Below are 15,298 nucleotides of genomic sequence, written 5' to 3'. Positions count from 1 at the left end.
TAGTTGCCGTAAAAGGAGTCGACGTCAAGAAACTGGGCAGTTGAGGGTCTCGTCCACTTGATACTCGTGTGAGAGTAAAGTAAGCATGAGCGATGAATACCCCTGCGAGTACCAGCATGCCGACGTATGACCACCTCGAGGTCGACCGCCCGAGCGACGAGGTCGTTCTCCTCACGCTCTCCCGGCCCGACAGGCTGAACGCGTTGACCTTTGGCATGTTCGCCGAGCTCCGCCAGTTCTGCACCGACGTCGCTGCGAACGACACTATCCGTGTTGTTGTCCTCACCGGTGCGGGACGGGCGTTCTGCGCCGGTCTGGACCTCGACGACGCTGCGACCCTCCCGGACATGACGACCGCCGAGATGGTGCGCGGCCAGGAGTCCTGGGCCGATGCGATCACGGCGTTTCGGCGCATCCCACAGCCCGTTGTGGCTGCTGTCAACGGTGCAGCTGCTGGGGCGGGCTTCTCGCTCGCGCTTGCTGCCGACGTCCGGCTGGCGTCGCCGGCGGCGCGGTTCAACGCCGCCTTCGTCAAGATTGGCCTGACCGGGGGTGACTGCGGCTGCTCATGGGCGCTGCCCAGGGTCGTCGGCCTTGGCCATGCCTCGGAGATCTTGCTGACCGGCCGCATGGTCGACGCCGAGGAAGCTGCCCGTATTGGGTTGGTCAACCGCGTCGTCGCGGCGGAGGCGTTGGTGCCGGACGCGCTGGAGTTGGCGGCGTTGATCGCTGGAAACAGTCCGCTGGGCGTGCGGCTGACCAAGCAGGTCATCCAGGCAAACGTCGACGCGACCTCGTTGCAGCAGGCCGTCGAGCTCGAGAATCGGGTCCAGGTGCTGACCAGCCGCACCGAGGATATGGCTGAGGCGCTTCGCGCCTTCCGCGAAAAGCGGCTGCCCGTTTACACAGGACGCTGAGAGCCTCGCAAGGACGTCGCGCTGCCCCGGCCAGGAACCGGGGCCCGCCGGCAAGTTCCAGGACATTCTGGTCACCCAGGTGCGCCCGGCTGAGCATCAGTAGGACAAGTTCCGCTCAGCGGGCCGGGGCCGGCGACCACACCGGCTTCTGCGTTTGGGCGGCTCACGCGCGAGGCATGGACACTTTTCCTGGCGGGGGGCTACCCCCTTACGGACGTGTCGTGTTGCCCAACGTTGAGTGCGCGCCGTTGGCGGAGATCTCGGTTCGCCGGTCGAGATTCTTCCGGAGGCGGTGAGCTGGCGAGTGCCCAGGTTCGGGCGACATGGAGAGCCTGCGAGCGCTTGCCACGCCTGAGTTGCAGCAGCGCTGGCTGTTGCCGCTGCTGGAGGGCAAGAGCCGGTCGGCGATGACGATGACCGAGCCGCGGTTCGCCTGCCGGGACGCGACCAACATTGAATATTCGATCGTGCGTGCCGGGGACCATTTCCTCCTCAACGACCGCAGGTGGTGGGTTCCGGAAGCGACCCGTGCTAAATCCTGCTGATCGCGATGGGCAGGACCGATGTAATTGGGCCGGTGCACCGCCAGCAGTCGACGGTGCTCGTGCCCGTGGATACGCCGGGCGTGGAGGTGCTGCGCAGCGCTGCCGGTTCCCGGGCGTCATTTCCAGCACGGACACGTCCGCGACGTCCGCGAGGTCCGCGTGCCTGCGAGCACCTTGCTGGCGAACAAGGCCGACGGCTTCACGATCGCTCAGGCGCGCCTCGCGGGCGGGCGTAGCGACCACGACCAGCGGGCCATCAGTGCCGTCGAGTGGACTCTGTTGATCATGGTCTGGTAGGGGATTTTCGGGTGGCTTCGGGGTCGCCCCTCGCCGAGCAAGGGACGGCGTAGACCGCCACTGCTGTCATGGACCGGGTGATCCAGGTCCACGGTGGTCTTGGGATTCGCGACGACGTGCGGCTCGTCTGCTTGAAGGGTGGGCGCCACGTACATCTTCGGCGGGTCTGAGGAGGGGCACCCGCGGACCCTGGCGAAGGCCGCGCTGCGCCGCTCCTGACACTCACCGTCGCGCCAGCATCCCCCCGAATCCAATCGAATGTTGTTACTATATTTACTATCGAGTTATTTTGACGTGGATGCACGTATCGGGGACGATCCATGTTCTTCCCTGACCGGTACAAAGAAGGCGACGATGAACTCACGCGAGGCGTTCTACATCGGTGGGCAGTGGCGCGTACCGCTTTCCAGCGAGCAGATCGAGGTGCACGAGGCCGCGACGGGCGAGATTCTCGCCACGGTGCCGTCGGGCGGGGCGGCCGACATGAATGCGGCGGTGTCCGCCGCCGGGATGGCCTTCCCCTCGTGGTCCACCACCGACGTCAAGGAGCGGTCGGCTTTCCTGCGCGTGCTCGCCGACGGGCTGCAGTCGCGCGAGGACGAACTCGCCGACGTGATGGCTCGCGAGGTGGGGACGCCGATAGCTGCGTCGCGCCGGGTGCAGGTTGGCCTAGGCATCGGGGTGTTCCGCTCGATTGCGGACGCCTTGGATGAGCTTCCGATGGAGCAGCACATCGGAAATAGTGTGGTGCTGCGGGTGGCCGCCGGCGTGGTGGGGGCCATCACCCCCTGGAACTACCCGCTCTACCAGCTGGCGGCCAAGGTCGCCCCTGCGCTGGCCGCCGGGTGCACCACCGTCGTCAAGCCGAGCAGCGTCGCGCCACTCGCCGCGTACGTCGTCGCGGACGTGGCGCATGGGGCGGGACTGCCGCCTGGCGTTCTCAACATCGTGACGGGGCGCGGTGCCGAAGCCGGCGAAGTGCTCGCGCAGCACCCAGGAGTCGATGTCGTCAGCCTCACCGGGTCCACCTCTGCGGGCGCGCGGGTCGCGGAGCTGGCGGCCCGCAGCATCAAGAGAGTCACCCTCGAGCTCGGTGGCAAGTCGGCCTTTGTGCTCTGCCCGGACGCCGACCTCGAGGCGGCGATCGATGCGGCGGTGCGCACCGCGTACATCAACAACGGCCAGACGTGCTCGGCCACGACCCGCCTCATCGTCACAGCAGACCGGCTTGCCGAGGTCGAGGAGCGCGTCGTTGCCCTCGTCGATGCCCTTGTCGTCGGCAACCCGCTCGACCCGGCGACGACCCTCGGACCGGTGGCGTCTGCCGCGCAGTACCGCAGCATCCAGCGCTACCTTGATGACGCTGCCGATCAGGGCACTGTGCTGGTTGGGGGGCAAGGTCAGGTGCCCGGGCAGGAACGTGGTTGGTTCGTGCGCCCGACCGTTGTCAGCCGCGTGTCCAACACTGCTCGAATCGCCCGCGAGGAGATTTTCGGTCCGGTGCTGGTCGTCGTGCCGGTAGCTGATGTGGAGGAGGCAGTCCAGGTCGCTAACGACTCCGAGTACGGCCTGTCCGGGGCAGTCTGGGCCGGCGACATCAACCAGGCGGTGGCTGTGGCGCGCCGGCTACGCACTGGCCAGGTGGCTGTCAATGGCGGTCGTTTCAACGTTCTGGCCCCGTTTGGCGGCTTCAAACGCTCCGGAATCGGCCGCGAACTCGGTCAGCACGGGCTGGCGGAGTACTTCGAGCTCATATCCCTCCAGCTGCCGAGCGCGAGGTGCGTTGAAACCACCGAAGGAACGGCCCCCTGAGGTCGAGGTCAAGGGCTTCGCCGTGACCCACCAGGGCACGAGTAGTGGGGGCACCACGCCGCTCGAGTGCGAAGGGCTATGGCAGGGAGAAGATGTCCCCTTGTCCCGCGCAAGCCGTGGCCGAGCTCCAGGCTCTCGCTGGTCCCGAGTCCATTGCGCTGCTTCACACCTGGCCGGACATTGACGCGGCAGCGGGCGTCGACGCTGTCCAGAGCCAGATCTGGGCGTTGCTCGCCGCGGTGCCGGGGATGCGGTTGCGCGACGGTGTGTCGCGCACGGTGGAACAGGACGGGACGCGCGTTTTCACCACCGCGGACGCCGCTACGGACCGTGGCATCCTGTGGATCCACGGTGGCGGCCTGATCGCCGGCGAGCCGAAGCAGGATGACGCGCACTGCGGCGGGATGGCGGCCGAGCACAGCGTTGTCGTTCGGGCGTTCGCGTACGGTCTCCCACCGCAAGCCCGCTACCCGTCAGACCTTGAGGACTGCGTCGCGGCTCTTCAGCAGGGCGACGGTGCGCCTCGGGTCGGTGCTCCTCGTCTTCGCGAGCGCCGGCGGTGGACTCGCCGTAGCCACCGCGTTGGCCGCGCGCGACAGGAGCATCGGGGGCATCCGGGGGGCGTCGCCTACTTACCGATGATCGATGACCGCGCCGGACGCATGTCGATGGATCGGATGACAGTTCGGAAGGTATGGCGCTCTGATGTGAACCGGTTGGCGTGAGCTGCCTACCGATCGGCTGTCGGCGACGAGATTCCCTTTTACGCGGCTCCCGCCCGGGCGACCGTCGATCAGCTCCGTGGAATGCCCCCGTGTTCATGGACGTCGGCACCATCGACGGCTTCTTTGACGAGGACCTCGCGTTCGCGCAGAACCTCGCTCGGGCGGACGTGCCGATCGAGCTGTGCGTGACCCCCGGGCGTGGCACGGGTCCGAGGCCGTCAGCAGCGGGGCGCCGTCATCGCGGCGGATTCTCGCTGCGCGGCGGAGCGCCCGTGAGCGGATGCTCGAAAACCGTCGACCTCATCCCGTTTGTCGTGCGGTCGTCTGATGCGGTGGCCGCCAGCGATGGGCAGGAAGCCCCGGAACCTCAACCCGACAGTGGAAGACGGCACCCGCGAGCGGGTTGGCGTCTGTAGCGACGCCGCGAAGGCTCCGGCGTGCCGTGGTGATGTAGAGCTCGCTCAGGTCGTCACCGCCCAGGCAACAGCTGGTCGTACGCGTGACCGGTAATCGGATCTCCGTCAGCAGATGACCGGTGGGGTCGAACCGACGAACAGCTCCACCTCGCCAGAAGGCGATCCACAAACAATCCTCGGCGTCGCTGGTCATCCCATCGGGCATGCCGGGATAGCTTCCCAGGTCGAACGCGGGCCGACGGTCGAAGACCCGTCCGGACTCACCGTCATAACGCATCCGATCGACGCGACCGAGCAGCGAGTCGATGTAGTAAAGGGTGGTGCCGAGGCTGTCCCACGCCAGGCCGTTGCTGATGCCGACACCCTCGATCAGCGACACGGCCCCGGCGGGAGGGTCGTACCGGAACAGGGCTCCGTGACCCGGCAGCGCGGCTGGATGCATCGTCCCAGCCAGGAATCGGCCCTGTGGATCGCACTTGCCGTCGTTCATCATTTGGCTCAGCTCACCTGCGCGGACGGACGCCAAAGGCGTCAGACTTCCGCTGTCGGTGTCGAGGGCAGCGAACCCTTGCTCCGCTGCGACAATCAACCCACGGTCGTCATCCCTGGTCACCAGGCTGCCAACGTGGCAGCCGAGGTCGAATCGTTGCTCCTGGCCAGTTGATACGTCGAGCGCGAGGACTGCGCCCTCAACGACGTCCAGGCGGTAGAGGATCCCGTGCCGTTCATCCCAGACCGGGCACTCTCCGAGCTGGTCCCTCCCGGCGTGCAGCACTTCTGGTCCGGTCAGAATCCCACTCGCTTCGTGAAGCCGCCGTCGACCATCACGTTGGCGCCGTTGACCCAGCTTGCAGCTGGGCTGGCGAGCATGGCCACGATGTTCGCAACCTCCTCGGCCGTACCCATTCTCTTGGTCGGGTGCGCGTCGCGGTCGCGTTCGAAGATCTCCGGCCGGCGCTCGCGGAGGCTGTCCCACTTCCGCCCCTCAATCAGGATCGGTCCGGGGGAGACGGTGTTGGCTCGGATCCCCTCGGGCCCCCAGCGCTGCGCAAGCTGTGCCATGTAGTTGATCGTCGCGGCCTTCAACGCGCCGTAGCTCGGGCTGATCGGCACATCGTGATGTTCGATGGCAGTGCTCGTCCCGATCTGAACGATGGCCGCCGCGTCCGACCGCTCAAGATAGGGCTTGGCGGCCTCGCAGAGTGCGACGCAGCCGAGGACGTCGACGCGGAAGTTCACCTCCCAGGGAGATGGGCCGGTGCCGTGTTGGCCGCTGGCACTGGCGTTGCTGACGACGATATCGATGCCGCCGAGCGCCTCCGCAGCGAGGTCGACCCAGCGCCGCACCGCGTCCTCGTCACTGAAGTCGCAGACGTGGCCGACGACAGCTCCCGTCCGCGAGAGTTCTTTGACTGCGGTGGCGACGCCCTGCTCGTTGCGCGCGCAGATCGCGACGCTTGCACCTTCGCGTAGCAGTCGTGAAGCGACCGCCCAGCCGATTCCTTGGCTACCGCCCGACACGAGGGCGCGCCTGCCTGCAAGACCTAGGTCCATCTGGTGCTCCCTCGTTGGTCGGACGATCGCTGAATGAGGCTCTTTAGAACCGTTCTGGCCATCGCCGACCGGCAACTCGCCGAGCTGGTGTCCGGGGCCGCAGCCGCCTCGTGCGGGACCTCGATCAGCGCTCACCGGGCATGTCCATGAGCCGGCTGAGGCGGTGGTGCCCCTCGGGACGCGGTGCGGCGACCCACAAGCACATTTCGGGATCAGCCTCGAAGATCGCGCCTTCAAGCCACCGACCGTCCTTACGAAACCGTCCCCAGCGGGTTCCCATCGTGACGCGGACCGTGCCGTCCTCGTCGGCCGTGTAGAGCGCTTTGGGGTTGAGCGGGTGACGGATGCCACCGGGCGTTTCCATTACGTGCCCGTCCCGCCGCCCGCCGCCTTATTGGCGGTGCGCTCGACCCAGTCGGTGAGCAGGTCGTGGCGCCAGGACACCAGGCCCTCTTGGAAGTTCGACGTGAGTAGGTGGGTCCGACGCGTGGTCTGCAGACCACGCTGCACAGACGTCATGTTGAAGGTGTCCTGCTCCATGACGAGGGCGAGCGTCTGCAGCTCGGTAGCGAGCGTCCACGAGTCATCAAGATCGAGCCGCCGGACGGGAGCCGGCGGCGGTCGTTCGCCGCTAAACGGGGTGACAAACATGACCTCGAAGATGCATTCGTCGTGTCGGTCGCCGTTCGGGCGAAAGCGGTAGACGATGCGGTTGTAAGCCCCCCACGGGTGCAGGTTGGGGAAGATCGCATAGTTCCAGTGGTCGACGAACTCGCCATCGGAGACCTCGTCGGCCGCGTCACCGAGCACCTCGCGCCAACGCTCGCGGGCGGCGGCGGCCATGCTGTCGCGCGCAGTCGTGCGCTGCGAGAACGGGATTGGGAGCTCCTCCCCCTCGCGGACGTCGAGCATGCGCGCCATGATGTCACGCTCGGTGGGATCGACGGGCAGGTCGTCCGACGGCGTCCCGGACGGGCTTATCTGGCGCGAGTAGTTGCCGTACACGTCGACGGCGCTGTTGCTGTCTCCGACGTACGGGGCCGACTGAGGGTGCGTGCCTACCAGGTGCAGGCCCTCGTCGAAGGCCTCCTGAGCGACCTTCCAGTTGCATCGGATCTTCTTCGCGACGTGGGCCTGTACGTAGCGGTTCTCGAAGTCCCACAGTCGGAAGTGCTCGGGCATGTCGCCCAGGAAGTCCTCGAACGGCTCGGCCGCGGGGTCGGGGTTGATGAAAACGAAGCCGCCCCAGGTGCCGACCTTGGCCTCGGGGAGCCGCCAGGCGTCTCGGTCAGCCTCGATGTCGGGGAACTCCCCCTGTGCCGGCAGGTAGCGGAGCGTCCCGTCGAGCTTCCAGGTGAACCCGTGGAAGGAGCAGCGAAACTCGCTGCACCGGCCGTCGGCGTCCTTGAGCGCGCGGCCCCGGTGCAGGCAGGCGTTGATGTAGGCCTTGATGCTTCCGTCGCGGGTGCGTGCCACGAGATAGGAGTCACCTGCGATGTCGTAGACGACATAGCTCCCGACCTCGGGTAGGTGCTCCTCGCGGCAGGCCATCTGCCACACCTTGCGCCACAGGTGGGCGCGTTCGAGTTCGTGCCAGGCCCGGCTGGTGTAACGCTCGACCGGTACCTGCTGGGCCGTCGCGGTGTAGTGGCGCCGCTCGCGCAGGTGCTCCGGCACGGGGCGCTCGTCCTCGAGGACGAGGTCGTACCAGCTCAGGCCGGGGGTGCGACGCCGCTCCGGCGCCTCGGACATGGTCATGTGGGCTCCCTGAGGTCAGGCGGGGTGGGCGTCAGCTCCAAGTAACTTGACCTCATTAGTACTTACCTGTCAAGCCGGGGCGGGCGGTGGGCGCGGGTTATCGGTGATGTGCCTATGAAAGTGCGCGATCAGCGGTGCGGGATCGGGACTTTGTAAGGCTCTGGATCGGCACCCTGGTGAAACCGGTTGAAAAAAGCTCTGGCGTAGATGTCTGACGCGAGATACAGTCGCAACTTACTGCAGTCAATGTCTCGTAAGTGTGTTGATCTGCGGCGCACGTCCCCCATCCACTCACACGTCCCAGGGAGAGCCGGATGCCGCAGACGGCAGCACTGCAGGTGCGTGCTTTGTACAAGACGTTTACCGGGCAGCGCGCGCTCATTGACGTCGACCTTGAGCTGCAACCGGGGGAGGTACGCGCACTCGTCGGCCAGAACGGCTGCGGCAAGTCGACCCTCATCAAGGTGCTAGCCGGATATCATGTTCCGGACTCCGGTGCCGAAGTGCTCGTCGACGGGCACCCACTTGCGCTCGGCGTGCCGGGGGCCGGCGACCACGCCGGGCTCCGCTTCGTCCATCAGGACCTCGGTCTGGTGCCCACGCTCGATGCGTGTGACAACCTCGCGATGGGCCATAGTTATCAGCGCAACGGGGTCGGGCTCATCTCCTGGCGGCGCGAGCGCCGGATGGCGAAGGCTGCGCTGCATGATCTTGGCTACGAGATCGACGTCAACGCGCCCACCGGTCATCTTGTCATCAGCGAGCGCACTGCAATCGCCCTAGCCCGTGCGCTGTCTCCTCGGTCCACTCCGCCCCGTGTTCTGGTGCTCGACGAGCCCACCGCGAACCTGCCGGCAGCAGAGATCACCCGGCTGTTTGAGGTCGTCCGGGCGGTGCGCGACCGCGGGGTGGCGGTCTTGTTCGTGTCGCACCACCTGGACGAGGTATTCACCTTGTGTGACTCCGTCACGGTCCTGCGCGACGGCCGGCACGTCGTGACCCGGCCGGTCGAGGGGCTCGACGAGGACGCTCTTATCGCTCTGATGATCGGGCGCACTCTTGAGCAGTTCGATACCCCGAATGCTGCCGCGGTCGAGCGCAGCGACGCGCCGGTCCTGGTCGCGCGCAACGTGCGCTCCACCGTCCTGGACGGCGTTGACCTCGATCTTTGGGCCGGTGAGGTGATTGGCGTGGCCGGCATCACCGGTTCGGGCCGCGAGGAGGTGGCACTTGCGCTGTTCGGCGGCATCGAGCGAACAGGCCGCGTTGCTGTCTTGGGCAAGGAGGTTGCGCCGAACCGGCCCGACAAAGCCATCAGCGCGGGGGTGGCGCTGGTTCCCGCCGAGCGACACGCCAATGCAGCTTTCCTCGACTCCTCGCTGTGCGAGAACGTCTCCATCGTCAGGCCGAAGGATTTCCTACAGTTCGGGCTGCTGAACCGGAGCCGCGAGGTCGCCGAGGTGACGTCCTGGTTGCAGAAGCTTGGCGTTCGCCCGCCGGACCCCGAGCGTCAGCTTGCGACCTTGTCCGGCGGCAATCAGCAAAAAGTGATGCTGGCCCGCTGGATGCGTTTGCGCCCTGCGGTACTCCTGCTCGACGAGCCGACGCAGGGCGTCGACGTGGGGGCCAAGGCCGACATCCACGACCTCGTCGAAGCAGCGGCGGCGGCGGGAGCTGCGGTTATCGTCGTCTCGACCGATCACACCGAGCTCACCCGACTGGCTGAGCGAGTCGTAGTGCTGCGTGCAGGGCGGATCACGGAAGTCCTCCGACGCCCTCACATCGATCCAGACCGGATCACTGCCGCGACCATCGGCGCCAACCAGGGAGCGGCGGCATGAAGCGCAACGAACGGGCCACCAGTTTGACCGATGACAGCGCCCCCAAACGCGGGCGGAGCCGCGGCGACGGTACGCATCCATTGGATGGGACAGTTATGACCGTGGGGCAGGAAGGCGAGCCCGTGGCAGCCGCGGCCTCGTCGGCAAACCTGGTCGTCGAGGCCGACCTACCCGCACACGTCGGCCCACCACAGCTCGCGCCCCGACGGCAGCTCACATTCGGGCTGGAGCGCTTCAGCGGGGTCTACGTGTGGGGCGCACTGCTCCTGATCTTCGCGTTGTGGGTCCCCGACACGTTTCTCACGACCAGCAACGCGAAGATCATCGCAGGTGACCAGGCGATCACCGCGATGCTCGCCCTGGGCATCATCATCCCCCTCGCCGCGGGCGTGTTCGATCTGTCGTTCGCCGGTGTCCTCGGAGTCTCGGTCGCGCTGACGGCGTACATGCAGGTGCAGGGACACAGCCCGGTCGTGGCGGGCTTGGTCGCCCTTGCGGGCGCCACCTTCATTGGCGCGGTTAACGGCTACGTCGTCGTCCACCTGCGGGTCAGTTCGTTCATCGCCACCCTCGGCATGAGCAGCCTGCTTATCGCGGCGACGTACTGGATTACCGACGGTAAGCAGATCACCGAAGGTTTCAACGCCACGTTCCTGGACTTGGGCACGAAGCAGATCCTCGGCGTGCCGATGCCGTTTTACCTGATGCTCGTCGTGGCGGCGCTCATCTACGTTCTTGTCGAGTTTCTGCCGGTCGGGCGCTACCTTTACGCCGTCGGTGGCAACCCGCAGGCGGCTCGCTTGGCCGGCGTCCGGGTGGACCGCATTGTGTTCGGCTCTCTCGTCGCGTCGTCTTTCGTCGCGGGTGTCACGGGCGTCGTGCTTGCCGCTCGTCTAGGCACGGCCTCGCCCGACATTGGCCCGTCCTACCTACTGCCGGCGTTCTCTGCGGTGTTCCTGGGGTCCACCCAGATCAAGGCGGGTCGAGTAAACGTACTCGGTACGCTCCTCGCGATATACCTGCTGGCGACCGGGGTCAAGGGCCTCCAGCTCGCGGGTGCGCCGGTCTACGTTAATGACCTCTTCAACGGTGCGGCCCTCATTATCGCTGTGGCTCTCGCCGCACGAACGGCGCGCCGCGTTTAATCGCTGTGTCCCGCCCGATGAGCAGCCGCCGAGCCCTGTGGCCGGCGGCTGTTTGGTGGCTCAGGCTCATTTCGCCACCAGTGCAACTTTGGCTTCGTTGCGTTGGGCGCCCGTCGGAGCAACGTCGACGGCAGCCGAGCTACGTACCTCGACAAGGGGCGGTCGGATCGACTCGGCGAAAACCCGCGGGTCGACTTGATCCCGGTCATCGCTAGCGACCTTGCTGAGGCGCCAATCGTAAGGCAGAACTTCCTCGGACTTAACGCCGCTCACCCCGCCGATGGTCGAGAAGTTCGACTAGCGCGACCGGGCCACGCCCGGCGGTCGCTCAGATCCCAGGTCGGGACGTTGCCCGCTGCAACCACGCGGCCCGCAAGCTCAAGTCGAACTGGCAATGGCGCCTAATCGTCGGTCACGACCGCGTACGGCTGGTGCGTAGGCGAGTCCGGGCACCGGAAACGGGCTTGCTCCTTGAGCGGGACAGGGCCAGTTGGTGGCGGCTAGCTGGACCCTGTTGCGGATGACGAACACGACGTTGCGCCGGATGGCCCAGGTGCTAGACACCGCTAGATCTCATGTCGGGGAACGAGAGCACATCGACCGACCCGCCACGCCTCACGTTTGGCCGTGGTTCAACAAGTCGACGATATGCAGATCAAGTACGCGTGTCAGTTGCGCAAGCTTGGCTGGTCCCACCGAGAATGACTGAAGTGACGGCGGCCGACTCGCCGACAATGCTGGTTCTAGCATTGGTTGATCTCACCAAAGACGTGCTTCTGTGCGGGGTAGGGACGACGCACGGACGTTGAGCTACGAATGCCAGGTAGGCACTGGGTGGGCTGCACTCGCAGGGCCACAAAGTTGGGCGTAGCCGGCGCTCAACCGGACGGCTCGTAGCCACGAGGACCTAGTGGTGCATTTCAGTCACAACACGGGCCAGCACGCGCACCCGCCTTGTGGTCGGGCTGATGGAGCGCCTCAACGAGGTGCAGCGCGAGCCCGCGGAGGTGGCGGCGCGGCGCGTAGCGGCCTGACTGCCGCTGGTAGGTCGGAGTTTGAAAGACGAAGCGCCGTAGTGTTGCGCCAGTACAAGATTGTCATGCTTGGTGATGGCCATGCCACGGTCCTGTCTAACCTTCGGTGGATCTGACTAGACCGTATCCGCAGAACGTGACGGCGCCCCAGTGGTCAATGACCAGCGGGGCGCCTGTCTTCAGTGTCTGAGCGTCAGAGTTTCCATAGCTTCGCAAAGTACTCGCGGTAACCTGGAATACCGATGTAGTAGCCCCCACTGTCGACCGGAGCTGTCCCGATATTTTTGGCCGTCAACATCTGGGTGGGCAAACTGGTGTAACCCTTGACGAGCGGTTCACCGTTGAGGATTCGGGCCAGCGCGTCGACGCGGTACATGCCATGGATTTCGGCAGGGAAGCCGGTCCACGCACTCTCTGTGCCGGCCTTGAGCGCTGACACGTTAGCGGTGCTGGCGGTCTCCCCACCGACCTTCACCTTGTCCGCGAAACCGGCGCCCTTGAGGGCGGCGTTTAGGCCGGTGCTCATGTCGCCGAGGCACATCAGTACCCAGTCGATGTTGGGGTTGCGCTGGATTTCGCTGACGACCCTGGCCGGAATTTTCCCGCCTACAAATTCAGTGAGCGTGGTGTCGATGATCGTTGCCTTCCCTCCCAGCTTCCCGACGCGGTTGGCGACTGATTCGCTGTAGGCATGGAGTGCCGGGAAAAATGACAGGTCAACGACGAGGACGTTCTTGGCCCCCTGCGACACCGCGTAGTCCCCGCTCATTGTGCCCCAGGGGCCGGTCTGGCTTGCGTCATCGATCCCAATCACGTGCACTAGACCATCGCTGCCGACTGGGTCGGAGACATCAGTAAGGAGTACTGGAATGCCCATGTTCTTAGCGCGGTCGACTTGCGCGCGAAGCGTCGAAGCGGCGTGACCGCTCATGTTGATAGCGTCAGGCTTCTGATCCAACGCGGCGTCGAACGCCTTGGCTGCGTCCTCGGGACCCGTCCCGATGGGCTGTCGCTTTACGGTCCACCCGAGCATCTTTGCGCCCACTTCGAATCCGTCGTTGGTTTTGCGTGACACCGCCGCCGGATCTTCGCTGATAATAATTGTTTTGCCACCCGCGGGCTTCTTTGCCAGCGGCGTATTGACGGGAATATCCGTCGGTGGGGCGAGGAAGGGCTCGATGGCCGCCGCCGCTTCCTGCTGGGCGTTGGGTCGCTGGGTCGCGGCTTGTTGTGCGGACCTTCCGGTATCGGCATTGCCACCGCACGCCGTGGCCGTGAACGTGATGGCGAAGGCCAAGAAAGTCCCGAGAACTCCCAGTGCCCTGTTCTTATTGCGCATTCTGTGATTCCTGTCGTCGGAGTTGAGGTGATGGCCTCCAGTGGTACGTCGCGTACCCACCAGGTCACCGTGGTGCGCCCGGGCGTCCGCCTGTCGATGGTGTCTGGATGCCCTCGGCCGAAACTGCCGGTGACGCGGGTCACATCGTGCACTTTCTGAAGTGTGACCCAAGTTCAGAGTTGCGTCAAATCCGTCATCGCCAATTCGACAACTTGCGGCCAAGGTTACTTGTTGCGCCAACTATCGAGCGGTGTTTGCCACGCATCTGGCTCGTCGCAATCCAGGGTGTAATCGCTGGCGCGCGCCGGTGCGGGGGTGAGGGTCGATGTCCCCCGATGATGGTGGTTCTGACGCCGTCCATCCGGAAGACTTCGATGTGGATGACCCTACTTTCGACTGTCCTGATCTTGATGCGTTCTGCTTGATGCGTTCGGCTCGGGTTGACCATGACCGGTCAGCAGGTCAGCACCGGTCACAGGGTGCTGGCGTGCCGGGTGGTGGAGCCTGACGACGTCACCGAGCGGTCCTGCTGGTGCACCCGGTGCGAGCAGCTCGGGGGGCCGCGGGACACCGTCGTCCGGCGGTTGACGCACGTCCCGGTGGGGTGGCGGCCGACGCTGCTGCACGTATCTGTGCGCCGCTACCGGTGCCCCGGCTGCGGTCACGCGTGGCGTCAGGACACAGCCGCCGTCGCGGCACCGAGGTCGAAGCTAAGCAGGTCGGCGGTGCTCTGGGCGCTGAAGTCGGTCGTCGTCGACCGCATGGCGATCGCCCGGGCCGTCGAGGGCCTCGGGGTGTCCTGGCACACCGTCAACGACGTCGTCCCGACCGCCGGCCGGGCGTTGTTGATCGACGACCGATCGAGGCTGGAGGGGGTGCGGGTGCTGGGGGTGAACGAGCACTGCTGGCGCGACACCCACCACGGTGGGAAGTTCGCCACGGTGATCATCCACCTCACCCCGGTCTGCGACGGTACGGGCCCAGTTCGGTTGCTGGACATGGTCTCCGGCCGGTCGAAGGCGGTGTTCACCACCTGGCTGCAGGCCCAGGACCAGACCCCCGGCGTTGCGGGCCGGTGTCGAGATCGTCGCGATGGACGGGTTCACCGGCTACAGGCAGTGCGTCCGCCGAACAACTGCCCTAAGCGTTGACGTCGGCATAACCCCCCTTTTATGACGACGTGCTAGTTATGTCGACGTGGGGCTCGCACGTAGTGGTGGCAGGCGTGGATGCGCTGCCGATCGGCATAACCAGAGGCTCTGCAGGAAGGTCAGCAGCTTGTCGGAGGCCGGCTGGTAGCGGCCGGGCTGGACGCCGGTTGGTGCGGTGCGCTCCAGGGCGCGTTCCTTGGTGCTCATGTCGGCGTGTAGGTAGATCTGGGTCGTCTCGATGCTCTGGTGGCCGAGCCAGAGCGCGATGACGGTGATGTCGATGCCGGCCTGGAGCAGCCGCATGGCGGCGGTGTGGCGCAGGGCGTGCGGGGTGACGTTCTTGGTGGCCAGCGTCGGGCAGGACGTCGCGGCGGCGGTGACGTGCTGGGTGAGCCGCCGGGCGACGGCGTCGGTGCTCATCCGGGTCTCCGTCCTGGTGGGAAACACCACCGGTGTGTCGGCGGGCAGGCCGGTCAGGTGACGGCGCGTCGTGGCGACGGTCTGCTGGTCCAGCGGGGTGATGCGGCGCTTGCGTCCTTTCCCGGTGCAGGCGACGTGCGGCCCTGTCCCGAGGTGGACGTCGGCGGGGGTGAGCGCGGTGAGCTCGCTGACCCGCAGCCCGGTCGTGACGGCGAGTTGGATCATCGCGTGGTCCCGCTGACCTGCAGCGGAGTCCTGCTCCGGGGCGGCGAGCAGCGCGGTGACCTCGGGTGCGGTGAGGTAGGTCAGGTCGGTGCGGTGGTGACGTTTGGCCGGGATGTCGA

General features: G+C 66.1%; 13 protein-coding genes and 1 pseudogene. 8 read left to right on the top strand and 6 right to left on the bottom strand.

The features are described from left to right. The first annotated feature begins 116 nt into the window (after positions 1–116). From H7290_RS14670 to H7290_RS14650, 5 genes are all read left to right on the top strand, one after another. Positions 117–917, top strand: a complete 801-nt coding sequence (locus tag H7290_RS14670; protein ID WP_290514761.1) for an enoyl-CoA hydratase-related protein — start codon at positions 117–119, stop codon at positions 915–917. Between the two features lie 323 nt (positions 918–1,240). Next, a complete protein-coding gene (locus H7290_RS14665; protein ID WP_290514760.1) occupies positions 1,241–1,462 on the top strand; it encodes a hypothetical protein in 222 nt (73 codons plus the stop codon). A gap of 159 nt (positions 1,463–1,621) precedes the next feature. Further along, on the top strand, positions 1,622–1,759 hold the full coding sequence (locus H7290_RS14660; protein ID WP_290514759.1) for a hypothetical protein: 138 nt from the start codon (positions 1,622–1,624) through the stop codon (positions 1,757–1,759). 354 nt (positions 1,760–2,113) lie between these two features. Continuing rightward, positions 2,114–3,571 (top strand): aldehyde dehydrogenase family protein, encoded by a 1,458-nt coding sequence (locus tag H7290_RS14655; RefSeq protein WP_290514758.1) that lies wholly within the window; start codon positions 2,114–2,116, stop codon positions 3,569–3,571. A 92-nt stretch (positions 3,572–3,663) separates the two neighbouring features. Next, a complete protein-coding gene (locus H7290_RS14650) occupies positions 3,664–4,296 on the top strand; it encodes an alpha/beta hydrolase fold domain-containing protein (protein WP_290514757.1) in 633 nt (210 codons plus the stop codon). 300 nt (positions 4,297–4,596) lie between these two features. On the opposite strand, the gene H7290_RS14645 is transcribed toward H7290_RS14650, so the two are convergent. The 4 genes from H7290_RS14645 to H7290_RS14630 all read right to left on the bottom strand — a co-directional run bounded on the left by H7290_RS14645 (position 4,597) and on the right by H7290_RS14630 (position 8,024). Continuing rightward, a complete protein-coding gene (locus H7290_RS14645; RefSeq protein ID WP_290514756.1) occupies positions 4,597–5,487 on the bottom strand; it encodes an SMP-30/gluconolactonase/LRE family protein in 891 nt (296 codons plus the stop codon). 11 nt (positions 5,488–5,498) lie between these two features. After that, a complete protein-coding gene (locus H7290_RS14640; RefSeq protein WP_290514755.1) occupies positions 5,499–6,266 on the bottom strand; it encodes an SDR family oxidoreductase in 768 nt (255 codons plus the stop codon). Positions 6,267–6,390: 124 nt separating this feature from the next. Beyond that, positions 6,391–6,630, bottom strand: a complete 240-nt coding sequence (locus H7290_RS14635; RefSeq protein WP_290514754.1) for a hypothetical protein — start codon at positions 6,628–6,630, stop codon at positions 6,391–6,393. Beyond that, the gene (locus tag H7290_RS14630; RefSeq protein ID WP_290514753.1) at positions 6,630–8,024 is read right to left on the bottom strand and encodes an aromatic ring-hydroxylating dioxygenase subunit alpha; all 1,395 of its coding nucleotides are present in this window, start codon (positions 8,022–8,024) and stop codon (positions 6,630–6,632) included. Before H7290_RS14630 ends, H7290_RS14635 begins: the two co-directional genes overlap by 1 nt. A gap of 314 nt (positions 8,025–8,338) precedes the next feature. On the opposite strand from H7290_RS14630, the gene H7290_RS14625 reads away from it, so the two are divergent. Together H7290_RS14625 and H7290_RS14620 are read left to right on the top strand one after the other, a co-directional pair. Beyond that, the gene (locus H7290_RS14625) at positions 8,339–9,865 is read left to right on the top strand and encodes a sugar ABC transporter ATP-binding protein (protein ID WP_290514752.1); all 1,527 of its coding nucleotides are present in this window, start codon (positions 8,339–8,341) and stop codon (positions 9,863–9,865) included. A gap of 122 nt (positions 9,866–9,987) precedes the next feature. Further along, entirely contained in the window at positions 9,988–11,010 is a 1,023-nt protein-coding gene (locus H7290_RS14620) for an ABC transporter permease (protein ID WP_290514751.1), read from the top strand. 1,227 nt (positions 11,011–12,237) lie between these two features. Here the strand turns inward: H7290_RS14620 and H7290_RS14615 are convergent. Next, the gene (locus H7290_RS14615; RefSeq protein WP_290514750.1) at positions 12,238–13,341 is read right to left on the bottom strand and encodes a substrate-binding domain-containing protein; all 1,104 of its coding nucleotides are present in this window, start codon (positions 13,339–13,341) and stop codon (positions 12,238–12,240) included. Between the two features lie 418 nt (positions 13,342–13,759). On the opposite strand from H7290_RS14615, the pseudogene H7290_RS14610 reads away from it, so the two are divergent. Beyond that, positions 13,760–14,499, top strand: a pseudogene (locus tag H7290_RS14610) (transposase); the annotation flags it as partial. A 71-nt stretch (positions 14,500–14,570) separates the two neighbouring features. On the opposite strand, the gene H7290_RS14605 reads toward H7290_RS14610, so the two are convergent. Continuing rightward, positions 14,571–15,298, bottom strand: a 728-nt coding sequence (locus H7290_RS14605) for a tyrosine-type recombinase/integrase (RefSeq protein ID WP_290514749.1), incomplete at its 5' end; no start/stop codon positions are given.

Origin of the sequence: Aeromicrobium sp. (assembly GCF_014378035.1) — a bacterium.
Classification (GTDB): domain Bacteria; phylum Actinomycetota; class Actinomycetes; order Propionibacteriales; family Nocardioidaceae; genus Aeromicrobium.
Note: the sequence above shows the minus strand (reverse complement) of the source record. Positions and strands in the feature narration are given on the sequence as shown.